This window comes from Xanthomonas sp. WHRI 7065 (assembly GCF_040203115.2).
GTDB lineage: Bacteria > Pseudomonadota > Gammaproteobacteria > Xanthomonadales > Xanthomonadaceae > Xanthomonas > Xanthomonas arboricola.
In genome coordinates this window covers 118201-138811 of record NZ_CP168194.1, presented here as the reverse complement: position 1 = coordinate 138811, position 20611 = coordinate 118201, and the positions used below count along the sequence as shown (strand labels likewise).

Here is a 20611-nt window from a genome sequence, read left to right as displayed (position 1 = left end):
CAGTTTGAAGGCAGGGAGCCTGTATGCGATATCTTTCACTGATCGATCTTGCAGCCACATTACGGCGCAGCAGGTCGGTTGAGCAGTTTCTCGGAAAAAGTCCAGTCGATGCAGCATACATTCGCCATGTCGAGTTACGGCCGGCAAACGATTGCATCGAGGTATGGATGTATGACGTCGAGGACGTTGGCAGCGAAGACTATTCGGATCTGTATGACTTCGCATATTTCGAGCCAGACGGGCCTTGTGCCCCTGCCGCCATCTTTGCGGACGCAGCCGTTGCCGTGACGTATGCCAGCACATTCCTGGCGGCGGACCCTACGCGCTGGACCAACCTCGGGATTGCCGAGTCCGAATACCTTGACTACCTTCGGGCAGGCAGGCCTTCCCGTTGGCCGGTTGCCATCTGACCCTTCATCTCGATGCCGACCAGGCAAGCGCTTGGGTTCAACCGCCAGCCATCGCCCCTAGCTGCCTGTGTCGCAACGCACATCGCCCCGATACCGTAGTTGAGCCAACCAGAGCATCCATGACCGAGATCAAATTCACCGAAGGCGAGCGGGCGGCGATCACGCGCAAGATCCAGCTGTATTTCAGCGAGGAACTGAAGCAGCAGATCGGCCGCTTTGATGCGGAGTTTCTGCTGGATTTCTTCGCCGAAGAGGTGGGGGCCTATTTCTACAATCGGGGCGTCTACGATGCGCAGGCCATCGTTGCCAGCAAGCTGGATGACCTGGGTGAAGCGATCTACCAGCTGGAACGCCCTACCGACTTCAAAAAGTGATCCGCCACCTCACGATGCCACAGCACTGAGAAGTCCCACGTCGCTGCTGCGAGCAGGGACAACATGCGCGTGCCAGAGACACCGCCGAATACGCCATCAAGTCGCGGCGTTCCGCTGCGTTGTTCAAGGATTCCTGCAATTCAAGGGTGTCACTGCGCCATTCCGGTCTCCAGCTGGCCAGCATCCTTGAGAAGTGCAAGCGCCCACTCCACACGCGCCGATGCGGTGGCGATCAGGTCGTCCGGGTGTTCGCCCAGCAGCGCGCGCAGTTGATGCGGCGCGAAGACCAGGTCGACGAAATGGCTTGCCAACGCAGACGGATTGGCCGGTTGATCCGGGCCGTCCAGGATCGTCATCTGCACGCGCCGCAGCCCGCCCTCCCAGCCGATGCGGTTGACTTCAGCGGCAAGCGCTGGCGCGCGAATGGAGGTGCCGACGACCAGGCGCATCATGGCCACCGTCTGGGGCTGTAATGCATGCGCAAGTATCCCTTGTCCTGCGTGTCTCAGGCGCCCCTCCAGATCCATGGGGACGCTGGCTGCGGCAGGCAGCGGCTGGGTGTCGACATCGCGGCGGACCACCGCCTCAAAGATGGCGTCTTTGTTGGCATAGCGCGCGTAAAGGCTTGCCTTGCCCGCGCCTGCCAGCCGCGCGATGTCCTCGCACGAGGTGTCCTCGAACCCGCGTTCCAGGAAGAGTTGCAGTGCCGCATCGAGTAAGCGCCGTTCGACATCGCCCGCCTTATCGAGTGGCGGCCGTCCGCCTTTTGATTTTTGCTTGACCGCTTTCATGCACGAAAACTTACACGCCGCTTGCATTGCCATCAACTGAACGTTATCGTTCAGTTATTCGCTGCGTGGTCTGCCAAGCCGGCGAATGGCCTGGGTGCTGCGTGACAGACAGCTCGCATCTTCCGTTGCAGTTCCCGTTGCCGTCATTGGCGCAAAAGACCCAAGCGAGAGGCAAGTCGTGACGTCAGATGTGAGATCCCCAATCGTTGTTGCAGGCGCCACCGGCGACCTGGGTTGCCGCATCGCCTTTGCCCTGCAGGACCAGGGCGCCGCGGTGGTTGCGCTTGTTCGGCAAGGCGCAGGCAAGGACCGTATTGCGGCCCTGCAACGCAGGAACATCACGATCCGTTATGTCGAGATGGAAGACGCCAAATACTTGCGTGACGCGGTCGGGAATGCGGCATGCGTCGTTTCCGCGCTCAACGGTCTGGAAGACGTCATGCTGGGTCAACAGGGAAAGCTGTTGCATGCAGCGGTCAGCGCCGGCGTGCCTCGCTTCATCCCGTCTGATTTCTCGCTGGACTATACGAAGACACGGCCGGGCGACAATCGAAACCTGGATTTGCGGCGCCGGTTCAGAGACCAACTCGATGCCGCGCCGATCGCGGCCACCTCGGTTCTGTGCGGCGGTTTTCTGGAGCTTCTCGAGGGCAGTGCGCGCCTCGTGGTGCCGGGCCGTCGCGTCATGCATTTTGGCGACGCCAACCAGCAGCTCGATTTCACCGCCAAAGACGACGTCGCCAGCTACACGGCGGCCGCCGCACTGGATCCCACGGCCCCACGGGACCTGCGCATTGCCGGCAACAGCATTTCGCCCAACGACATCGCGCAACTGCTCACCCAACTCACCGGGCAGCGCTATCGCACGCTCAGGCCAGGTGGGCTCGGGACGATGTCGGCAATCATCAGTGCGGTGCGTGCACTCACGCCCGCGAGCGATGATCCCTTCCCTCCCTGGCAGGGCATGCAATACCTGCGCGACATGATGAGTGGGCGCGGCAAACTGGTCCCACTGGATAACGATCGCTACGGTGCGCGCTCCTGGCAAACAGCCCGCCAGACACTGGCCAACACGTATGCACGGGAGTCTTGAGATGCGCGATGGCATTGCAGCGTTCCATATCCAGGTTGCACAGGCCGAGCTGGATGACCTCGCACACCGGCTTGGGCAAACGCGGTGGCCGAGCAAGGAAACCGTGGAGGACCACAGCCAGGGCCCGCAGAGCGAGCGCATCCGGCGCCTGGTGGACCGCTGGCAGTCTGGCTACGACTGGCGTGCGACCGAGCGGTTATTGAACGGCTGGAACAGCAGTCGCACCACGATCGATGGACTGGAGATCCAGTTCCTGCATGTCCGCTCGCCGGAGCCAACTGCGCTTCCGTTGCTGCTGACGCACGGGTGGCCCGGATCGGTGCTCGAATTCCGCGAGGTGATCGGCCCCTTGAGTGACCCGGTGGCCCATGGCGGGCAGGCGTCGGACGCCTTCCATCTCATCATCCCATCCTTGCCTGGCTTTGGTTTCTCTGCAAAGCCAACCGCCCGTGGCTGGGGCGTCGGGCGCACGGCTGCCGCATGGGTCGAACTGATGCGCCGTCTGGGTTATGGCGAGCGTTGGGCCGCACAGGGCGGCGATTGGGGCAGTGCGATCACAACCGCGCTTGGATTCATGCAGCCACCAGGCTTGCGGGGTCTCCATCTGAACATGGTGATGTTCGAACCCAGCACGCAGGACATCGCCGAGGCCACACCGGCCGAGCAGAAGATGCTGGAAGACGCCCAGCGCTACTACGCGGAATTTTCCGGCTACATGAAGCTGCAAAGCACGCGGCCGCAGTCGGTGGGCTTCAGTTTGGCTGACTCCCCGGTGGGCCTGGCTGCATGGATCTATGCACTCTTTCAGGACGTCTCACAAAGCAATGGCGAGCCGGAGAACGTGTTCGCCTTGGACCACCTCATCGACGACATCATGCTGTACTGGCTCCCGAACGCAGGGCCCAGCTCTGCACGCCTGTATTGGGAAGCCGCGCATGAGGCGATGGCGGAGATGCCTTCGCATCCAATGCCCACACCCACCGGCATCAGCATGTTTCCCGGCGAGCAGGTGCGCGTTTCCCGGCGCTGGGCAGAGCGACGCTTTGCGGATCTCCGCTTTTTCGGCGAAGCGGAGCGGGGCGGACATTTTGCGGCAATGGAGAATCCGCCGGTCTTTGTCGATCATCTGCGAACGACCTTTCGGTCGCTGCGGTGACGGCGGCCGCGTCTGGCATGCCCGCATTGCCTTCGCGCCACGGCCCTGCCGACGGTGCCGATGTCTCCGCTTTGCAGTTGGCGCTGCCTGACGCCAGGCCGGCACCGCCCCCTTGACCGCCGTCGCCCGCACGGGCCAGTCTCGGGGGCTGGCGCGGCGGGGAGTCGTGCCGCTGGCCTTCAACGGAGAACCGCCGTGGACCGTCGTACCTTCCTCACCCTGTCCGGCATCGGTGCTGCCGGGCTGCTGCTGCCGAATACGCGCCTGATCGCGGCCGAGCAGTTGCTCACACCCAACGATGCCGCGCGCAGCCGTCGCTTGTCCGATACCGCGCTCAGCACCGCCAAGGCTGCTGGTGCCAGTTACTGCGATGTGCGCGTGGGCCGTTATCTACGCCAGTTCGTGATCACCCGCGAGGCGCAGGTGGAGAACGTGGTCAATGCCGAATCCAGCGGTGTGGGCGTACGCGTGCTGGCCGATGGCGCGTGGGGGTTTGCGGCCACCAACACGCTCACCAGCGATGGCGTGGCCACCGCCACGCGCCAGGCGGTGGCGATCGCCAAGGCCAACGCGCGGCTGGGCGGCTCGCCGGTGCAGCTGGCGCCAGTGACGCCGGCCGGACAGGTCAGCTGGAAGACGCCGATCAGGAAGAACGCAATGGCAGTGCCGCTGCAGGACAAGGTGGCGCTGCTGATGGACGTCAACGCGGCCGCACTCAATGCCGGCGCCACGTTCGTGGCCTCGCGCCTGTTTGCGATCAACGAGCAGAAGTACTTCGCCAGCAGCGATGGCTCCTACATCGATCAGGATGTGCACCGGTTGTGGCTGCCGTTCACCGTCACCGCGGTGGACAAGGCCAGCGGCAAGTTCCGCACCCGCGACGGGCTGTCCTCGCCGATGGGCATGGGCTACGAATACCTGGATGGCGATGCCAGCCAGAAGCACCGGTTGCCTGGCGGACTCATCGGCTACGGCCACAGTTACGACGCGCGCGAAGATGCGATCGCCGCCGCCAAACAGGCACGCGCCAAACTCACCGCACCGTCGGTGAAGGCGGGCAAATACGATCTGGTGATCGACCCAAGCAACCTGTTCCTCACCATCCACGAGTCGGTGGGCCACCCGCTCGAGCTCGATCGCGTGCTCGGTTACGAGGCCAATTACGCCGGCACCAGTTTTGCCACGCTGGACAAGCGCGATGCCGGTTTCCGCTGGGGTAGCGATGCGGTGACCTTCGTCGCCGACCGCACCCAGCCCGGCAGCCTGGGCGCAGTGGGGTACGACGATGAAGGCGTCAAGAGCAAGCAGTGGGAGCTGGTGAAGGACGGCATCCTGGTCGATTACCAATGCACGCGCGATCAGGCGCATCTGCTCGGCAAGACCGCATCCGATGGCTGCAGCTATGCCGACTCGTGGTCCAGCGTGCAGTTCCAGCGCATGCCCAATGTCTCGCTGGCGGCAGGCAAGACACCGCTGGCTGTTGCCGACATGATCAAGAACGTCGAGCGCGGCTTGTACATCCACGGGCGCGGCTCGTATTCGATCGATCAGCAGCGCTACAACGCGCAGTTCGGCGGGCAGTTGTTCTACGAAATCGAGAACGGCCAGGTCACGCGTCTGGTGGAAGACGGCGCCTACCAGATCCGCACGCCGGAATTCTGGAATGCCTGCAGCGCGGTCTGCGATCAACGCGATTTCCGCCTGGGCGGCTCGTTCTTCGATGGCAAGGGCCAACCCAGCCAGGTATCAGCGGTCTCGCACGGGTCGTCCACGGCGCGCTTCGATGGCATCAACGTGATCAACACCGCGCGCGCCTTGGGTTGAGAGAAACTGGTCGGTCGCGGGCGCGGTGCCCCAGAGATTGAGCGTGCGCACCAGCATCGAACAGCGCGCATCACGCACTGCTCTTACCGCTCTTCACTGTGCACACCGATCATCTCGACAGGTCCTTGTCCGCCCACCGTCGCGGGACCTTACGCGGCATGGATGCCGCGTAAGAGCCTACATGGACGTACTTGCGGCGTGTCCTGCGAGGGTGGGCGGGCAAGGGCCCTGCAGCCAAACCTGATGTTGGCAACTGATCGATGCGCCGTTATCCAGACGCCGCGTCATGCCCCGCCTGTAACCACGCACACCGACCATCTCGACAGGTCCTTGCCCGCCCACCGTCGCGGGATCTTACGCGGCATGGATGCCGCGTAAGAGCCTACATGGACGTACTTGCGGCGTGTCCTGCGATGGTGGGCGGGCAACGGCCCTGCAACCAAGCCGCAGACCAAACACTTTCAGCCAGACCCACATGAAGCAAACACCGCCCCCGATGACCTGCGGATCGCACATGCACGATCGCAGACAAACCACGCATGCCTGACATCCAGAGCTCTTAACGCGCGGCCACATTCATCGCAGCCGGTCAGCAGCGCTCGCCACATGCGCAGGCCTGCTGCGCTACTCGCTTCATACAGGTATCGCGTTTGCGCACGGACCCCTGCCGAAAGTCATTTGACGCAGCGTTCATCGCCCGGCAAGAATCGGCGATACCGCGCAGATAGCGATCTGTGCGTCACCACACTACCTGCGCGCCGCGCGGGATCATTGGGGAGTTGCCGTGCAGCGACGTGATTTCCTGGCCCTGACCGGGCTGACCATGGGCGGCCTGATCGTGCCCGCCTACTTCGGCAAGGCGATCGCCGCCGAGCAGTTGGTGACGCAGCTGGATGTGGGCCGCAAGAAGCGCTTGGCCGATGCCGGCCTCAACGCCGCGCGCCAAGCCGGTGCGAGCTATTGCGATGTGCGCATCGGCCGTTATCTGCGCCAGTTCGTCATCACCCGCGAGGACAAGGTGCAGAACGTGGTCAACACCGAATCCATCGGTGCGGGCGTGCGCGTCCTGGTGGCGGGCGCCTGGGGATTTGCCGCCACCAACGAGCTCACCGAACAGGGCGTGGCCAAGGCCGCCTCGCAGGCCGCCGCGATCGCCAAGGCCAATGCCAAGGTGCAGGGCACGCCGGTGCAGCTGGCGCCCACGCCGGGCGTGGGCGAGGTCAGCTGGAAGACGCCGATCAAGAAAAACGCGATGGAAGTGCCGATCAAGGACAAGGTGGACCTGCTGCTGGGCGTCAACGCTGCCGCCACCGCTGCCGGCGCCAACTTCGTCAATTCGATGCTGTTCGTCGTCAACGAGCAGAAGTACTTTGCCAGCACCGACGGCTCGTATATCGACCAGGACGTGCACCGCATCTGGGCGCCGCTGAGCGTGACCGCCATCGACAAGGCCAGCGGCAAGTTCCGCACCCGCGACGGCTTGTCCGCGCCGATGGGCCTGGGCTACGAGTATCTGGATGGCGCCGCCTCGGGCAAGTTCGTCTCGCCCAATGGCGTGGTGAATTACGGCCTGTCCTACGACATGAAGGAGGACGCGATCGCCGCGGCCAAACAGGCGCAGGAAAAGCTCAAGGCGCCGTCGGTGAAGCCGGGCAAGTACGACCTGGTGCTGGACCCCTCGCACACCTGGCTCACCATCCACGAGTCGGTCGGCCACCCGCTGGAGCTGGATCGCGTGCTCGGCTACGAGGCCAATTTCGCCGGCACCAGTTTCGCCACGCTGGACAAGCTCAAGGCCGGTTTCCAGTACGGCAGCGACAAGGTGCATATCCTGGCAGACAAGATCCAGCCCGGCAGCCTGGGCGCGGTGGGCTACGACGACGAAGGCGTCAAGACCAAGCAGTGGGACCTGATCCGTGATGGCAAGCTGGTGGACTACCAGGCCATCCGCGACCAGGCGCATATCCTCGGCAAGACCGCCTCCGATGGGTGCTGCTACGCCGATTCGTGGTCGAGCGTGCAGTTCCAGCGCATGGCCAATGTGTCGCTGGCCGCCGGCAAGACACCGTTGAGCGTGAGCGATCTGATCAAGAACGTGGAAAACGGCATCTACATCATCGGCGACGGCTCGTTCTCCATCGACCAGCAGCGCTACAACGCGCAGTTCGGCGGCCAGCTGTTCTACGAGATCAAGAACGGCGCGATCACCCGCATGCTCGAAGACGTGGCCTACCAGATCCGCACGCCGGAATTCTGGAACGCCTGCAGCGCGGTGGCCGATCAACGCGACTACCGCCTGGGCGGCTCGTTCTTCGACGGCAAGGGCCAGCCGAGCCAGTCCTCGGCGGTCTCGCATGGCTCGTCCACCGCCCGTTTCGACGGCATCAACGTCATCAACACCGCCCGCTCGCTCGGCTGACAGGAGAAACCCACATGAGCATCCTTACCGAAGCGCAGGCCAAGGCCATCCTGGACAAGGTCATCAAGCTGTCCAAGGCCGATGAGTGCACCGCCACGCTCAGCGGCTCGATCGACGGCAATATCCGTTTCGCACTCAACAACGTGTCCACCAGCGGCATCGTCGACAACACCGACCTGCAGGTGCAGGTGGCGTTCGGCAAGCGGGTGGGCATCGCCACCATCAACGAGTTCGACGACGCCGCGCTGGAGCGCGTGGTGCGGCGTGCCGAAGACCTGGCGCGGCTGGCGCCGGAAAACCCGGAGTTCATGCCGGCGGTGGACAAGCAGACCTACAGGCCCAGCCCCACCTTCAGCGAATCCACCGCCGCCATCGACCCGGCATTCCGCGCGCAGGTGGCCGCCGATTCGATCGCCCCGTGCAAGGGCAAGGGATTGATCGCGGCCGGCTTCCTGGAAGATGGCCAGAGCTTTACCGCGTTCGCCAACAGCAAGGGCAACTTCGGCTACCAGCGTGGCGCGCGTTTCGACTACACCTGCACCGTGCGTACCGAAGACGGTCGCGGCTCGGGCTGGGTCGGGCGCAACCTCAAGGATGCCGCCGACTTCAAGGCCGAGCAGGACATCCGCATCGCCATGCGCAAGGCCAGCGACTCGTCCGAAGCCAAGGCGCTGGAACCGGGCAAGTACACGGTGATCCTGGAGCCGGCAGCGGCGGCAGGCCTGATTTCTTTCATGATGCGCTACTTCGATGCGCGCATGGCCGACGAGGGCCGCAGCTTCCTGTCCAAGAAGGGCGGCGGCAACAAGCTGGGCGAGCAGGTCTACGACCCGCGCGTGAACATCACCGCCGACCCGTGGGATGCGCGTGCCGCCGTGCTGCCATGGGACGAGGAAGGTCTGCCGCGCGAGAAGATGCCGATCGTGGAGAACGGCAAGATCGCCAACCTGCAGTATTCGCGGTTCTGGGCGCAGAAGAACGGCAAGCGCGCGGTCGGCGAGCCGGGCAACCTGCTGATGGCCGGTGGCGACAAGAACATCGCCGAGCTGGTGCGCGGCACCGAAAAGGGCATCCTGGTCACGCGCACCTGGTACATCCGCATGGTCGACCCGCAGACCGTGCTGCTGACCGGGCTGACCCGCGACGGCACCTTCTACATCGAGAACGGGCAGATCAAGTACCCGGTGAAGAATTTCCGTTTCAACGAATCGCCGATCATCATGCTCAACAATATCGACGAGCTGGGCAGGCCGGTACGCGTGGCCGGCGATGAATCCAGCTACGTGATGATGATTCCGCCGATGCGGTTGCGCGACTTTACGTTTACCTCGTTGTCGGATGCAGTGTGACTGGGAGCCGGGAATCGGGAGTGGGGAATCGGGAATGGGAGAGCGGAGCAAGCTCTTCGCGGCCCGATGGTTTTCCTGCACATCCTGTTCCCGGTCTACACGCCCTGGCGGTGCCCGCGACGCGCCGTCATTTCCTTGGGTTGCTGCTCGGTAGCGTCGCTGCGTTGGCGCTACCGCGGCAGGCGCGGGCGGTGGGCAATTACGATTTCTGGTTTACCCGGCTGCGCTACGACTCGGGCGATTGGGATGTGGATGCGCGCATGCCGTCCAACCTGATCACCTCGTTGATCGACTACACCCTGCTGCGCGTGGACCCGCAGGAACATGTGCTGGACCTGGCCGATCCGCGCATGCTGCAGGCGCCGTTCTGCTATCTGTCCGGGCACAAGCTGGTGGAGTTCAATCCCGCCGAGCGGCGCAACTTCGAGCGCTATGTGCGCAATGGCGGCTTCGTGTTCGTGGACGATTGCAACCACGATATCGACGGGCTGTTCGCCACCTCGTTCGAAGCGCAGATGACCTCCATCTTCGGCAAGACCGCGCTGCAGAAATTGCCCAAAAACCACCGTCTCTACAGCGCATTCTTCAAATTCCCCGACGGCCCGCCGGCCACCAGTTTCGAGCTCAATGGCTGGGGCGACGACCTGGTGCACGATTATCTCAGGGGCATCAGCATCGACGGCCGGCTCGGCGTGTTGTACAGCAACAAGGATTACGGCTGCGAATGGGATTACGACTGGCGCAACAAACGCTTCCTGGCCGAAGACAACACCAAGTTCGCAGTGAACATCGTGATGTATGCATTGACCAACTGAAATCGATCCGTAGGAGCGCGCTGGCGCGCGATGCCGTACCGGTAACACCGCCTCGCGCGCCAGCGCGCTCCTGCACAGATCGCGTGAGATGTTTCACAGGCACGGGCACGGCATCCACCGCCAACCACCGCCGTCGCACCCGCGAGCTCCGCACGCTTTTGTAGGAGCGCGCTGGCGCGCGATGCCTTATCGCTAACGCCGCATCGCGCGCTCCTACGCCAGCAGTCCCACAACGAGACGTTTCCCATGACTTCCCCCAACGACGACACCCTCACCCGGCAGCTCTCCCAACTTGGCGCGTTGCGTGCGGCCCTGGCGCAGGCGGTGGTGGGCCAGGACGCGGTGGTGGAGCAACTGCTGATCGGCCTGCTCGCCGGCGGCCACTGCCTGCTGGAAGGCGCGCCCGGCCTGGGCAAGACGCTGCTGGTGCGCTCGCTGGGGCAGGCGCTGGAGCTGCAGTTCCGCCGCGTGCAGTTCACCCCGGACCTGATGCCCAGCGACATTCTCGGCACCGAGCTGCTGGAAGAGGATCACGGCACCGGACATCGCCAGTTCCGGTTCCAGCAGGGGCCGATCTTCACCAACCTGCTGCTGGCCGACGAGCTCAATCGCACCCCGCCCAAGACCCAGGCCGCGCTGCTGGAGGCGATGAGCGAGCGCACGGTGAGCTACGCCGGCACCACCTATGCGTTGCCGGCGCCGTTCTTCGTGCTGGCCACGCAGAACCCGATCGAGCAGGCCGGCACCTATCCGTTGCCGGAAGCGCAGCTGGACCGCTTCCTGCTGCATGTGCGGGTGGACTATCCCAGCGAGCAGGAAGAGCGCGACATCCTCAGCCAGACCACTGGCACCAGCAGCGCGCAGGTGCCCAGGGTGATGGGCGCCGACAGCGTGCTGGCGCTGCAGCAACAGGTGCGGCACGTGCATGTGGGCGCGGATCTGCTGACCTGGATCAATCGCCTGGTGCGGGCCAGCCGCCCCGGCCCGCAGGCCAGCGAGGACGTGCGCCAGTGGATCAAATGGGGTGCCGGCCCACGCGCCGGGCAATCGCTGGTGCTGGCGGCCAAGGCGCGTGCGCTGTTGCATGGCCGCCTTGCCGCCACCCGCGAGGATGTCGTCGCGCTGGCCGCGCCGGTGATGCGCCACCGCCTGTTGCTGTCGTTCGCCGCCGAGGCCGAACAACGCAGTGCCGACGATGTGGTCGCCGCGCTGCTGCGCGCCGTGCCGTTCCCGGCGTGAGGCGCGTTGCGGCGTGAGCATGGACGTGCCGGCACTGATGCCCGCCGAGCTGCGCAGCCGCCTGCGCGGCCTGCAGCTGCGTGCGCGGCAGGCGCAGGGTGCGCAGGGGATCGGCCAGCACGCCAGCCGCAGCCGCGGCGCCGGGCTGGAATTCTCGCAATACCGCGCCTACGAGCCCGGCGATGCCTTGCGCCAGATCGACTGGAAGCTCTACGCCCGCTCAGACCGGTTCTTCGTGCGCGAGGCCGAGCGCGAAAGCCCGCTGACGCTGTGGGTGTTGCTGGACGCCACCGCCTCCGCCGGCCAGGCCGACCAGGCGCGCCCGCAGGTCACCCGCCTGCAGGCGATGGCGACCCTGGCCGCGTGCGCTACCGAGGTCGCGCTGCGGCAAGGCGACCAGGTCGGCCTGTTCGCGGTGCATGGCGATGGCCTGGTGGCCGTGCCGGCCGGTGGCGGGCCGCGCCAGCGCGACCGGCTCTGGCTGGCCCTGCACGGGCTGCGCGCAGGTGGCCGCTGGCCGGGCATGGACGCGCTGCGTCCGCTGTGGGAACGCATCGCCGCCCATGCGCTGGTGCTGTCGATCGGCGACGGCTTCGACCAGGACCTGCTCGGCGCGCTGGAAAAACTCGCCGCCGCACGCCGCGAGGTGATGCAGCTGCAGGTGCTGACCTGCGACGAACGCGATTTTCCCTTCAGCGGCGGGCACCGCTTCCGCGACCCGGAAACCGGCGAAGAACTGCTCGGCGACGGCGCAGCGATGTGCGCTGCGTATCTGCAACGCTTCGGCGCTGCCCAGCGCGCGCTGCAGGCACGCTGGCAGGCGGCCGGCATTGCGCACGCGGTGCACTATCTGGATGCGCCACCGGATGCGGCATTGCGCGAGCTATTTGCACACGGTGCGCGGCGATGAGCCAGCGCGCCGGCGCCAGCGCCGCAGCTGAGGGAGCGCAGCAGTGAACCTGCTCCTGCTGTTCCCCTCTGGCCTGGCCGCGTTGGCCGCACTGCTGCTGCCGTTGCTGATCCATCTGGCCCGACGCAGCGAACACCGGCCCACCGACTTTGCCGCATTGCGCTGGCTGCGCGCGCAGCCGCGGCCCCGGCATCGGCTGCGTTTCGACGAATGGCCGCTGCTGCTGGTGCGCCTGCTGCTGCTGGCCGCAGTGGCGCTGCTACTGGCCGAGCCGGCCTTGCGCGACCCCCAGCAGGCGCGCCCGCGCGTCGTGGTCAGCCCCGGCGTGGATCTGGCCGCGGCCCGGGCGCTCGGCCACGCGGCCAACGCGCAGTGGGAGTGGCTGGCCCCGGGCTTCCCGCCGATCGCTGCCGATGCGACACACCCACCCGCCCCGCCCGCCGGCACCGCGCCGCCGGTCGGCAGCCTGCTGCGCGAACTCGATGCCAGCCTGCCGCCGGAGACCGCGCTGCGCGTGATCGTGCCCAGCCAGTGGGGGCCGCTGGATGCGCAACGCCTGCAGCTGTCGCGCGAGGTGCGCTGGCAGGTGCTGCCCGGCCAGTCGCCGGCGGCCGCCGTGGCGCCCGTCCCACCGTTGCGGCTGCAGGCAATTACCGACACCCCCACCGAGCCGGCCCTGCGCTATCTGCGCGCCGTGCATGCCGCCTGGGCACTGCCCGGCGCATTGCCGGTGAGCGCCCCCAGCGCGGCCGAGCCGGCGCGCTGGCCAGCCGGCACGGTGGTGGCCTGGCTGTCGCAGCGCCCGCCGCCGGCGCCGGTCATCGCCTGGGTCGCGGCCGGCGGGCAGCTGCTGCTCGATGCGCAGACGCCGGCCCCGCCCGCACTGGCGGGCCCGCGGCAAGCGCTGCTGCAGGACGCACACGGCGCCGCGCTGATCGATGCCGCACCGGTTGGCCGCGGCCGCCTGCTGCGCTGGGCCGCGCCATTGCAGCCGCAGCGGCTGCCGGCGCTGCTGGATGCCGACTTCCCCACCCGCCTGCACGACGCCCTGCAGTCGACACCCGCACCACAGCGCGCGCTGGCGCAGACCCAGCAGCCGCAGCGCGGCCCCGCCATCCGCCTGGCCAGCGCCCCCTGGCCGCTGGCGCCATGGCTGATCGGCCTGGTGTTGCTGCTGTTTGCGATCGAACGCTGGCTGGCCACCGCGCCCCGCCGGAGCAACGCGGCATGAGCACGCCGGCCCTGCACCACGCCTGGCAGGCCGCGCGGCGACGGCAGGCCGCAGGCGTGCTGCTGTGCGGGCTGCCGCTGGCTGTGCTGCCGGCGCTGCTGGCGTGGCGCACCGGTACGCAGCCGGCGATCCTGCCGTTGCTGCTCCTGGGCCTGCTGGTGCTGATCGGCGTGGCGCTGCTGGCGGCACGCCGGCTCGACCAGACCTGGCTGATCCGCCGGCTGGATCGCGACGCCGATCTGGAAGACAGCAGCGACCTGCTGTTCGCCCCGGCCGGGCAGCTCGGCCCGTTGCAGGCCCTGCAGCGCCAGCGCCTGGAACAACGCCTGCGCAGCACCCCGCGTGATCTGCGCCCGGCCTGGCCCTGGCGGCGCGCCTGGGCATGGGGCCTGCCCGGCCTGCTCGCCTGCGCCGCGGTGCTGCTGTGGCCGCACCCCGCTCACCGGCCCACCGCAGGCAACGACCGGATCGCCGCTGCCCGCGCCGGCACCGGCGCCCCCACCCTGGGTCAGGCGCGGCTGCACAGCACCCCGCCCGCCTACACCGGTCTGCCGCCCGCGCCCCTGCCCGGCCTGGATGCGCGTGTGCCCACCGGTACCCGGCTGCACTGGCAGTTGCAGGTCAACCCGGCCCCGCGCAGCGTGGCGCTGCGGCTCAGTGACGGCCGCCGCATCGCGCTGGCCCGGCAAGGCAGCACCGATCGATGGCAGGGCCAGTGGGTCGCCGAGCGCGCCAGCCTGTACCGCATCCTCATCGACGGCGCCCCGGCCGACCGCCAGCTGCATCGCCTCGACGTGCTGCCCGACCGCCCGCCGCAGGTACGCGTGCTGGCACCCGAACAGAGCCTGGTGCTGTGGACGCCGTCCCAGACCGGCAATCGAGGCTGGACGCTGCGCTTCGAAGCCAGCGACGACTACGCGGTCGCCGCCAGCGCCGAGCTGCGCCTGACCCTGGCCCAGGGCAGCGGCGAAAACATCACCTTCAAGACCCAGCGCCGCACGCTCGGCGGCAGCGGCCCGGCCCGGCTGCGCGGCTTTTCCACCACGCTGCCGCCGCAGGCGCTGGGCATGGCCGCCGGCGACGACCTGATCGCCCAGCTCATCGTGCACGACACCCGCCAGCCTGGCCCGCAGGAAGGCCGCAGCGCCAGCGTGATCCTGCGCTGGCCACCGCCGGAGCAGACCATGGCTGCCGGCCTGGACGCCAGCGTCAAGCAGACCTTGCCGGCCTACTTCCGCAGCCAGCGCCAGATCATCATCGACGCCGAGGCGCTGCTGAAGGAAAAGCCGCGCCTGGACCCGGCCACCTACCTCAAGCGCGCCGACGCCATCGGCGTGGACCAGCGCCTGCTGCGGCTGCGCTACGGCCAGTTCCTGGGCGAGGAGAGCGAAGGCGCGCCCAAGGGCCCGCCGACCGCCGACGAAGCGCCGACCAGCGACGCCCCGGCCGACGATCTGCCCACTGCCGACATGCCCACCGCGGATGCGCCGGCAACGCCTGCGGCGCCCGCGCCCGCCCGGGACGAACACGGGCACGATGCGCACGACCATGCCGCCGAGGCCGGCGCTGCTGCGCTGGACGACCACGACCACGACCATGGGCATGGCGACGGGGCGCCGGAGCGCGGCGGCTTCGGCCAGGCGCAGGACGTGCTGTCCGAGTTCGGGCACACCCACGACCATGCCGAAGCCGCCACCCTGCTAGACCCGCAGACCCGCGCGCTGCTGCGCGCCGCGCTGGACCAGATGTGGCAGTCCGAGGGCGAGCTGCGCCAGGGCCACCCGGAGCGTGCGTTGCCGTTTGCCAACAAGGCGCTGGGCTTCATCAAGCAGGTGCAGCAGGCCGAACGCATCTACCTGGCGCGGGTCGGCACGCAGCTGCCGCCGATCGATCCCGGCCGCCGCCTGAGCGGCGACCGCGCTGGCCTGGGCGACCGTGCTGCCGGCCTGGACAGCCGCCCGGATCCGGACCCGTCGGCGCTGCAGTTGTGGGACGCCCTCGGCGAGCAGGCCCCGGTACCCGACGCCACCCTGGCCCGCTACGCGCAGTGGCTGCAGACCCAGCAGGAGCGCCTGCAGGATCCGCTGGGCCTGGCCGCGGCGGTGGAAACCCTGCGCGCCGAACCCGCTTGCACCAGCTGCCGCGCCCAGCTGCGCGCCCAGGTCTGGCGCACCCTCGTCGCCCCGCCGGCCCCGCTGCACCGCCGCGCCCCTGCCGACGCGCGCGGCCAGCGCTATCTGGATGCCCTGCGCCAGGAGCCGCAACCATGATGCTGCCACCGCCCCGGTTGACCGCACGCGGCAGCTTGCGCCTGCTGCATGCGCGCGCGGCAACCCGGCGCCTGGGGCCACGGCGGGCTGGATGCACGCAAACGGAGCCGCAGGCATGACGCTCGCGCTGCCCTGGCTGGTCGGCAGTGCCTTGCTGCTGCTGGTGATGCTGAGCTGGTTCCGGCTGCTGCGCGCACACGCCCGGCAACCACGCGCGCGGCTGTGGCTGTTGCTTGCCGCCCAAGCGCTCCTGGCCGGCCTGCTCTACCCGGTGCTGCTGCCGCCGCCGCGCGCCGGCAGTACGAGCGAACTGCATGTCGCCACCGCAGGCACCCCGGCAGACCAGGTTCGCCCGACTGCTGCGCCGTGGGTCGCCCTGCCCGAGGCGCCCGCCTTGCCCGGCGTGCCACGCGTACCGGACCTGGCCACCGCGTTGCGGCGCGCGCCCGGCACCACCGCGCTGGTCGTGCATGGCAGCGGCCTGCCCGCACGCGACCGCGACGGCCTGCGCATCCCTGTGCGGCTGGCGCTGGCTCCGGCGCCGACCGGTCTGGTCGCCGTCTCCACGCCGCCGCCGGTCGCACCCGGCGAACGCATCGCCATCAGCGCGCGCGTGCAGGGCCTGCCGGGCGCGCGGGTGGAGTTGCTGGATCCGGCCGGGCAGGTGGTCGACACCGCCACCGCCGATGCGGCCGGCCAGGTGCAGCTGCGTGGCCTGGCGCGCGCACCGGGGCAGCTGCTGTTCGCACTGCGCCTGCGCGATGGCGCAGGCGCCGAACGCGGCCGCGTGCCGGTGCCGGTGCTGATCGCCGCAGTGCCGTCCGCGCGCGTGCTGCTGCTGGCCGGCGCGCCGCAGCCGGAACTGAAATACCTGCGCCGCTGGGCCAGCGATGCCGGCATGCAGGTGCGCAGCCAGATCGCCGTCGGCCCCGGCGTGCAACTGGGCGAGGGCGCTGCGCTGGATGCGGCCAGCCTGGATGCGCTGGACCTGCTGGTCATCGACCAGCGCCGCCTGGTCGCCCTGGGCAACGCGCAGCGCCAGGGCGTGCGCGCTGCGATCGGCCGCGGCCTGGGCGTGCTGGTGCGCACCGACGGCCCCCTGGATGCTGCCGCCCGCGCCGCGCTCGGCGAGCTGGGCCTGGCCGTGACAGGCGGCAGCACCAGCGCAGCGGTCCCCGCGCCGCGCTCGCTGGTGGCATCGCCCGGCGCCAGCGATGCAGCCGCAGCGCCGGCCGACGCCGCGCCACTGCCACCCCTGCAACGCCGCACCCTGCAGCCGCAACAGGCCGACGCCGTGATCGCCGCACGCGCAGACGACGGCAGCGCGTTGGGCTGGTGGCGGCCGCAAGGCCGCGGCCGCATCGGCATTGGCCTGATCGAAGACAGCTTTGCCCTGGTCCTGGCCGGCCGCAGCGACCTGCATGCCGCGCTGTGGGCGCAGCTGGTGAGCGCTGTCGCCCGCGCAGGCGGCAGCGCGCCCGCTGCGGTACAGACAGGCTGGTCGCAGCACCGCATGACGCTGTGCGGTGTCGCCGCAGACGCAGCCGTCATCGGCCCTACGGATACACCCCAGGCGCTGCTGATCGATCCCGCCAGCGGCACCCGGGCCTGCGCCGCCTACTGGCCGGCCGCCGCAGGCTGGCATCGTCTGCAGACCGGTACCGAACAGCGCTGGCTCTATGTCCGCGCGCCTGGCGATGCCCCCGCGTTGCACACCCAGCAGACCCGCGACGCCACCGTTGCGATGGCCGCCAATGACACGCCCGCAAGCGTCGGCGCGCCAACAGCACAACCCGGCGCCCGCTGGCCATGGCTGCTGGCCTGGCTCACGCTGGCCGCAGCACTGTGGTGGCTGGAACGACGCAGGCGCTGACTGCCGCAGCGCACGGCCACTTCATCAGCGCAGGCTCGCGTGCGGCGCGCTTTCCAGGGCCTTTGCACTCCACTGCACTGGAAAACAGCAGTGCTGCAACATCAGCAATCTCTCGGCGACACACTCAACGCGACTGACGCGACCACACCCGGCAACAGTTGTTCGCCGGCAGCGCTACATCGTCGATCAACTGCAAGCCCACCGACGCCGCCAGTGCATCCACCGCTTCGGCATCGCGAATGCCCGATGCGGCATCGCGTTCACGCAACATCGCATCGAACGCGCGATTGCTCTGGCTGGTGAATTGGCCATCGCGGTTGAACGGCCCATACACCACCAACAGCGCATCCGGTGCCATCACCGCAGGCAACCCCGCAAACAACGCCTGCACCTGCGGCCAGCCCATGATGTGCAAGGTGTTGGCGCTGTAGACCGCGTCGTAGCCGGCAGGCTCGCCTGCCTGCGCAGGCGGCAATGGTGGCGTGGGCGCCAGGCCCGGTGTCGGCATCAGCACCGCCTGCAATGCAATCGGTGGCGGCGTATTCGGTAATGCTGCCTCGTCCAGCCACTGCGTCATGCCCGGCAGATGGTCGACATGATCGCTGGCCTGCCAGCGCAACCACGGCATCGCCGCCGCAAAATGCACCGCGTGCTGCCCGGTCCCGGCACCGATTTCCAGCACATTGCGGCGGTCGGCAAAGTGCCGTTGCAACACCTCCAGGATCGGGTCACGGTTGCGTGCGGATGCAGGTGAGAACGGTTTGGTCATAAGGAGCATCGAGAGAAACGTCAGGACATCTCTGCATTATGGATGCAAAACATCCAGCGAGCTCATGCGCTCATCGGTGGTTTTCACGCAGGCGCATGCCCATCGATTTAGCGATCCCCATCCCAAATGCCTCGCTATCGTTTGTGCATGATGACGCGGGGACATACTCCGGAGGAGATCTGCATGAACAAGGCCGTTGCTTTTTTGACCACGAGTTTCCTAGCGATTGCTGCGAGTTTTGCTGCCGCACCCACTGCAAATGCACAAGCTTCCACTGTAATACTCGACTGCACAGGCAGTGATTATTGCTGGGCTGGCGTAGATAGCCCGGGATCACCAACGCCATTCAAATATGCATGGACCTTCAACAATACTGCTGGCGCCATCTTCCCCAGAAATTGCACCAACAGCGAAGATTGCAACTTCTATTGCCCACGCAGCAGTACGTTCATCACCGCCAATGTAATGGTGAGCGACGCCAACAATCAGTTCATCGGCTCGGCGAGTGCGCGCGCACTCTGTACACCGCAACCGCTCTGAACTCAGGCAGGAACATCGTCTGTTGATCAGCTGAAAGTGGCACCGGATCGCAAGGATCTGTCCCCATCCTTGCGGGTCCGGTGCCTTATCACCGTTTAGCTGGTCAATTTCTCATACGCGCTTCGCACCGCATCCTCGCCATAGCGCCGCTCCAGCCGGCGCATGATGAAGTGCCCGCGCGCCATCGCCTGGAAGTGGCGCATGAACACCGTATTGAGGGTTGCGCCGCTCACCGCACCGACCAGCGGCACCGCCTGCACGGCGAGTTTTTCGCCGACATTGACCGAGAACTTGGCCGCAACGCGCGACACCAGCGACACCAGCACTGGTGCGCCCTTGCTGGCAAAGCCGTGCGCGGTGACGTAATGCGCCGCAGCGCTGAGTTGTTGCGCCATTGCTGCGCGCACCGCGAAATAGCCCGATTCGGCGCCGTCGTCGCTGACACTGCGCCCGCCATGCGCCAACACTTCCAGGCAGGCCAGCGCGGTTTCCGGATCGTGCAGCGATTCGCCTTCGGAACGGGCGATATCGGCGATGGAGCGCAGCATCACCGTGGTGGTCACCGGCAGCTCCACCAACAGCCCGGGCAGGCCGAAGAATCCGCCCGCACCACCGGCGACAGCCACCGCCATGGTGTGGCGTGCGGTGGACGCAGGCTGCTGCAGATCGGTCTTGCCGCGCAGGCTCAGTAATGCCGATTTCATCGCCACCTGCAGCGCGCGGCGGGTCACGCTGTCGATGCTGCGAGTGACCAGCTTCGGCAGCCGTCGGGTGATCAGGCTCTCGATCGGCGCGCCCATTGCATTGGCCAATCGGGCGGCCACGCCGGGGTTTTCCAACAGCGCGTGCGCGGTGGCCAGATCGCGTTGCGCGGCAACGTCCATCACCGGGATCGGAAGCGTCGTCATGCCTGCTCTTCGTCGTTGGGGGCTTGCGCCGATGGTACCCAGCGCCATGTGAGCGCCGGACGAGCGAACTCGGCAAGCGAAAACACTACCCTGCAATTGGCTGGCAAAATGCGCCATCATCGGGGTTCAAGCAGCTAATGCCGATCAGATGAATCGTGAGATCCGCCACAGCATCGTCATTGCGGCCGCGCCCGAAGTGGTCTGCGCCGCATTGTCCGAGCCCATGCAGCTGGCGCGCTGGTGGACGCGCGAGGTGAGCCTGGTCGAGAACCGGGTGCGGCTGGACTGGAGCCGGCAGGGCTGGCGGGTGGAGCTGAGCATCGACGACGGTGCCGACTACCGCCTGGTGCGCTGGCGCTGCCATGCCTCCAACATGCTCGACACCGACGCCTGGAAGGGCACGGTGATGCGCTTCGATCTGCGCTCCACCAGCCAGGGCACGCAGGTGGAGTTCGAACACTCCGGCTACCGCGACTCGCCCTGCAAGGAAGCCTGCGCGCGCGGCTGGCGCTTCTTCCTGGGCAGCAGCCTCAAGCGCTATGTGGAAACCGGCGAAGGCATGCCGTCGGCCGACATGCGCAGCCCCGAGCTGCCCAACAGCGGCGGTCGCACGCTGCGCTAGCGGCGGCTGATGTCACGG

The 20611-nt window shown here is 67.4% G+C and carries 18 protein-coding genes; 15 read left to right on the top strand and 3 right to left on the bottom strand.

The window, feature by feature from the left end:
- The first annotated feature begins 23 nt into the window (after positions 1-23).
- Positions 24-410 (top strand): hypothetical protein, encoded by a 387-nt coding sequence (locus tag ABQY64_RS00575; RefSeq protein WP_349779624.1) that lies wholly within the window; start codon positions 24-26, stop codon positions 408-410.
- Between the two features lie 119 nt (positions 411-529).
- Positions 530-784: a DUF2164 domain-containing protein gene (locus tag ABQY64_RS00570; protein WP_039509942.1), complete on the top strand. Its 255-nt coding sequence runs from the start codon at positions 530-532 to the stop codon at positions 782-784.
- Between the two features lie 149 nt (positions 785-933).
- On the opposite strand, the gene ABQY64_RS00565 is transcribed toward ABQY64_RS00570, so the two are convergent.
- Positions 934-1575: a TetR/AcrR family transcriptional regulator gene (locus tag ABQY64_RS00565; protein ID WP_349779623.1), complete on the bottom strand. Its 642-nt coding sequence runs from the start codon at positions 1573-1575 to the stop codon at positions 934-936.
- Between the two features lie 178 nt (positions 1576-1753).
- On the opposite strand from ABQY64_RS00565, the gene ABQY64_RS00560 reads away from it, so the two are divergent.
- The 11 genes from ABQY64_RS00560 to ABQY64_RS00510 all read left to right on the top strand — a co-directional run bounded on the left by ABQY64_RS00560 (position 1754) and on the right by ABQY64_RS00510 (position 17754).
- On the top strand, positions 1754-2668 hold the full coding sequence (locus tag ABQY64_RS00560; protein ID WP_166764148.1) for an NmrA family NAD(P)-binding protein: 915 nt from the start codon (positions 1754-1756) through the stop codon (positions 2666-2668).
- A 1-nt stretch (position 2669) separates the two neighbouring features.
- Positions 2670-3824, top strand: coding sequence for an epoxide hydrolase family protein (locus ABQY64_RS00555; RefSeq protein ID WP_166763836.1), 1155 nt, complete (start codon positions 2670-2672; stop codon positions 3822-3824).
- 195 nt (positions 3825-4019) lie between these two features.
- On the top strand, positions 4020-5648 hold the full coding sequence (locus ABQY64_RS00550; protein WP_166763835.1) for a TldD/PmbA family protein: 1629 nt from the start codon (positions 4020-4022) through the stop codon (positions 5646-5648).
- A gap of 784 nt (positions 5649-6432) precedes the next feature.
- The gene (locus ABQY64_RS00545; RefSeq protein ID WP_164739551.1) at positions 6433-8067 is read left to right on the top strand and encodes a TldD/PmbA family protein; all 1635 of its coding nucleotides are present in this window, start codon (positions 6433-6435) and stop codon (positions 8065-8067) included.
- A gap of 14 nt (positions 8068-8081) precedes the next feature.
- Positions 8082-9416 carry a TldD/PmbA family protein gene (locus ABQY64_RS00540; protein WP_024940480.1) on the top strand — a complete coding sequence of 445 codons (1335 nt, stop codon included), beginning with the start codon at positions 8082-8084 and terminating at the stop codon, positions 9414-9416.
- Complete coding sequence (locus tag ABQY64_RS00535; protein WP_349779622.1) at positions 9413-10231, top strand: DUF4159 domain-containing protein; 819 nt, start codon at positions 9413-9415, stop codon at positions 10229-10231. The genes ABQY64_RS00540 and ABQY64_RS00535 overlap by 4 nt, the downstream gene beginning before the upstream one ends.
- Positions 10232-10477: 246 nt before the next feature.
- Positions 10478-11470: a MoxR family ATPase gene (locus ABQY64_RS00530; protein ID WP_127159690.1), complete on the top strand. Its 993-nt coding sequence runs from the start codon at positions 10478-10480 to the stop codon at positions 11468-11470.
- A 13-nt stretch (positions 11471-11483) separates the two neighbouring features.
- Complete coding sequence (locus ABQY64_RS00525) at positions 11484-12380, top strand: DUF58 domain-containing protein (protein WP_349779621.1); 897 nt, start codon at positions 11484-11486, stop codon at positions 12378-12380.
- Between the two features lie 43 nt (positions 12381-12423).
- Positions 12424-13611 carry a BatA domain-containing protein gene (locus tag ABQY64_RS00520; protein ID WP_349779620.1) on the top strand — a complete coding sequence of 396 codons (1188 nt, stop codon included), beginning with the start codon at positions 12424-12426 and terminating at the stop codon, positions 13609-13611.
- Positions 13608-15881: a hypothetical protein gene (locus tag ABQY64_RS00515; protein WP_349779619.1), complete on the top strand. Its 2274-nt coding sequence runs from the start codon at positions 13608-13610 to the stop codon at positions 15879-15881. Before ABQY64_RS00520 ends, ABQY64_RS00515 begins: the two co-directional genes overlap by 4 nt.
- Positions 15882-15996: 115 nt before the next feature.
- Complete coding sequence (locus ABQY64_RS00510) at positions 15997-17754, top strand: carboxypeptidase regulatory-like domain-containing protein (protein WP_349779618.1); 1758 nt, start codon at positions 15997-15999, stop codon at positions 17752-17754.
- Between the two features lie 124 nt (positions 17755-17878).
- On the opposite strand, the gene ABQY64_RS00505 is transcribed toward ABQY64_RS00510, so the two are convergent.
- Entirely contained in the window at positions 17879-18523 is a 645-nt protein-coding gene (locus tag ABQY64_RS00505; RefSeq protein WP_349779617.1) for a DUF938 domain-containing protein, read from the bottom strand.
- 183 nt (positions 18524-18706) lie between these two features.
- Here ABQY64_RS00505 and ABQY64_RS00500 point away from each other — a divergent pair, with 183 nt between their 5' ends.
- Positions 18707-19063: a hypothetical protein gene (locus ABQY64_RS00500; RefSeq protein WP_146090922.1), complete on the top strand. Its 357-nt coding sequence runs from the start codon at positions 18707-18709 to the stop codon at positions 19061-19063.
- Positions 19064-19158: 95 nt separating this feature from the next.
- Here the strand turns inward: ABQY64_RS00500 and ABQY64_RS00495 are convergent, their stop codons facing one another.
- Positions 19159-19947 carry an EcsC family protein gene (locus tag ABQY64_RS00495; protein ID WP_237348043.1) on the bottom strand — a complete coding sequence of 263 codons (789 nt, stop codon included), beginning with the start codon at positions 19945-19947 and terminating at the stop codon, positions 19159-19161.
- 172 nt (positions 19948-20119) lie between these two features.
- Between ABQY64_RS00495 and ABQY64_RS00490 the strand changes: the two genes are divergently transcribed.
- Positions 20120-20593, top strand: a complete 474-nt coding sequence (locus ABQY64_RS00490; protein WP_237348039.1) for an SRPBCC domain-containing protein — start codon at positions 20120-20122, stop codon at positions 20591-20593.
- Positions 20594-20611 lie beyond the last annotated feature (18 nt).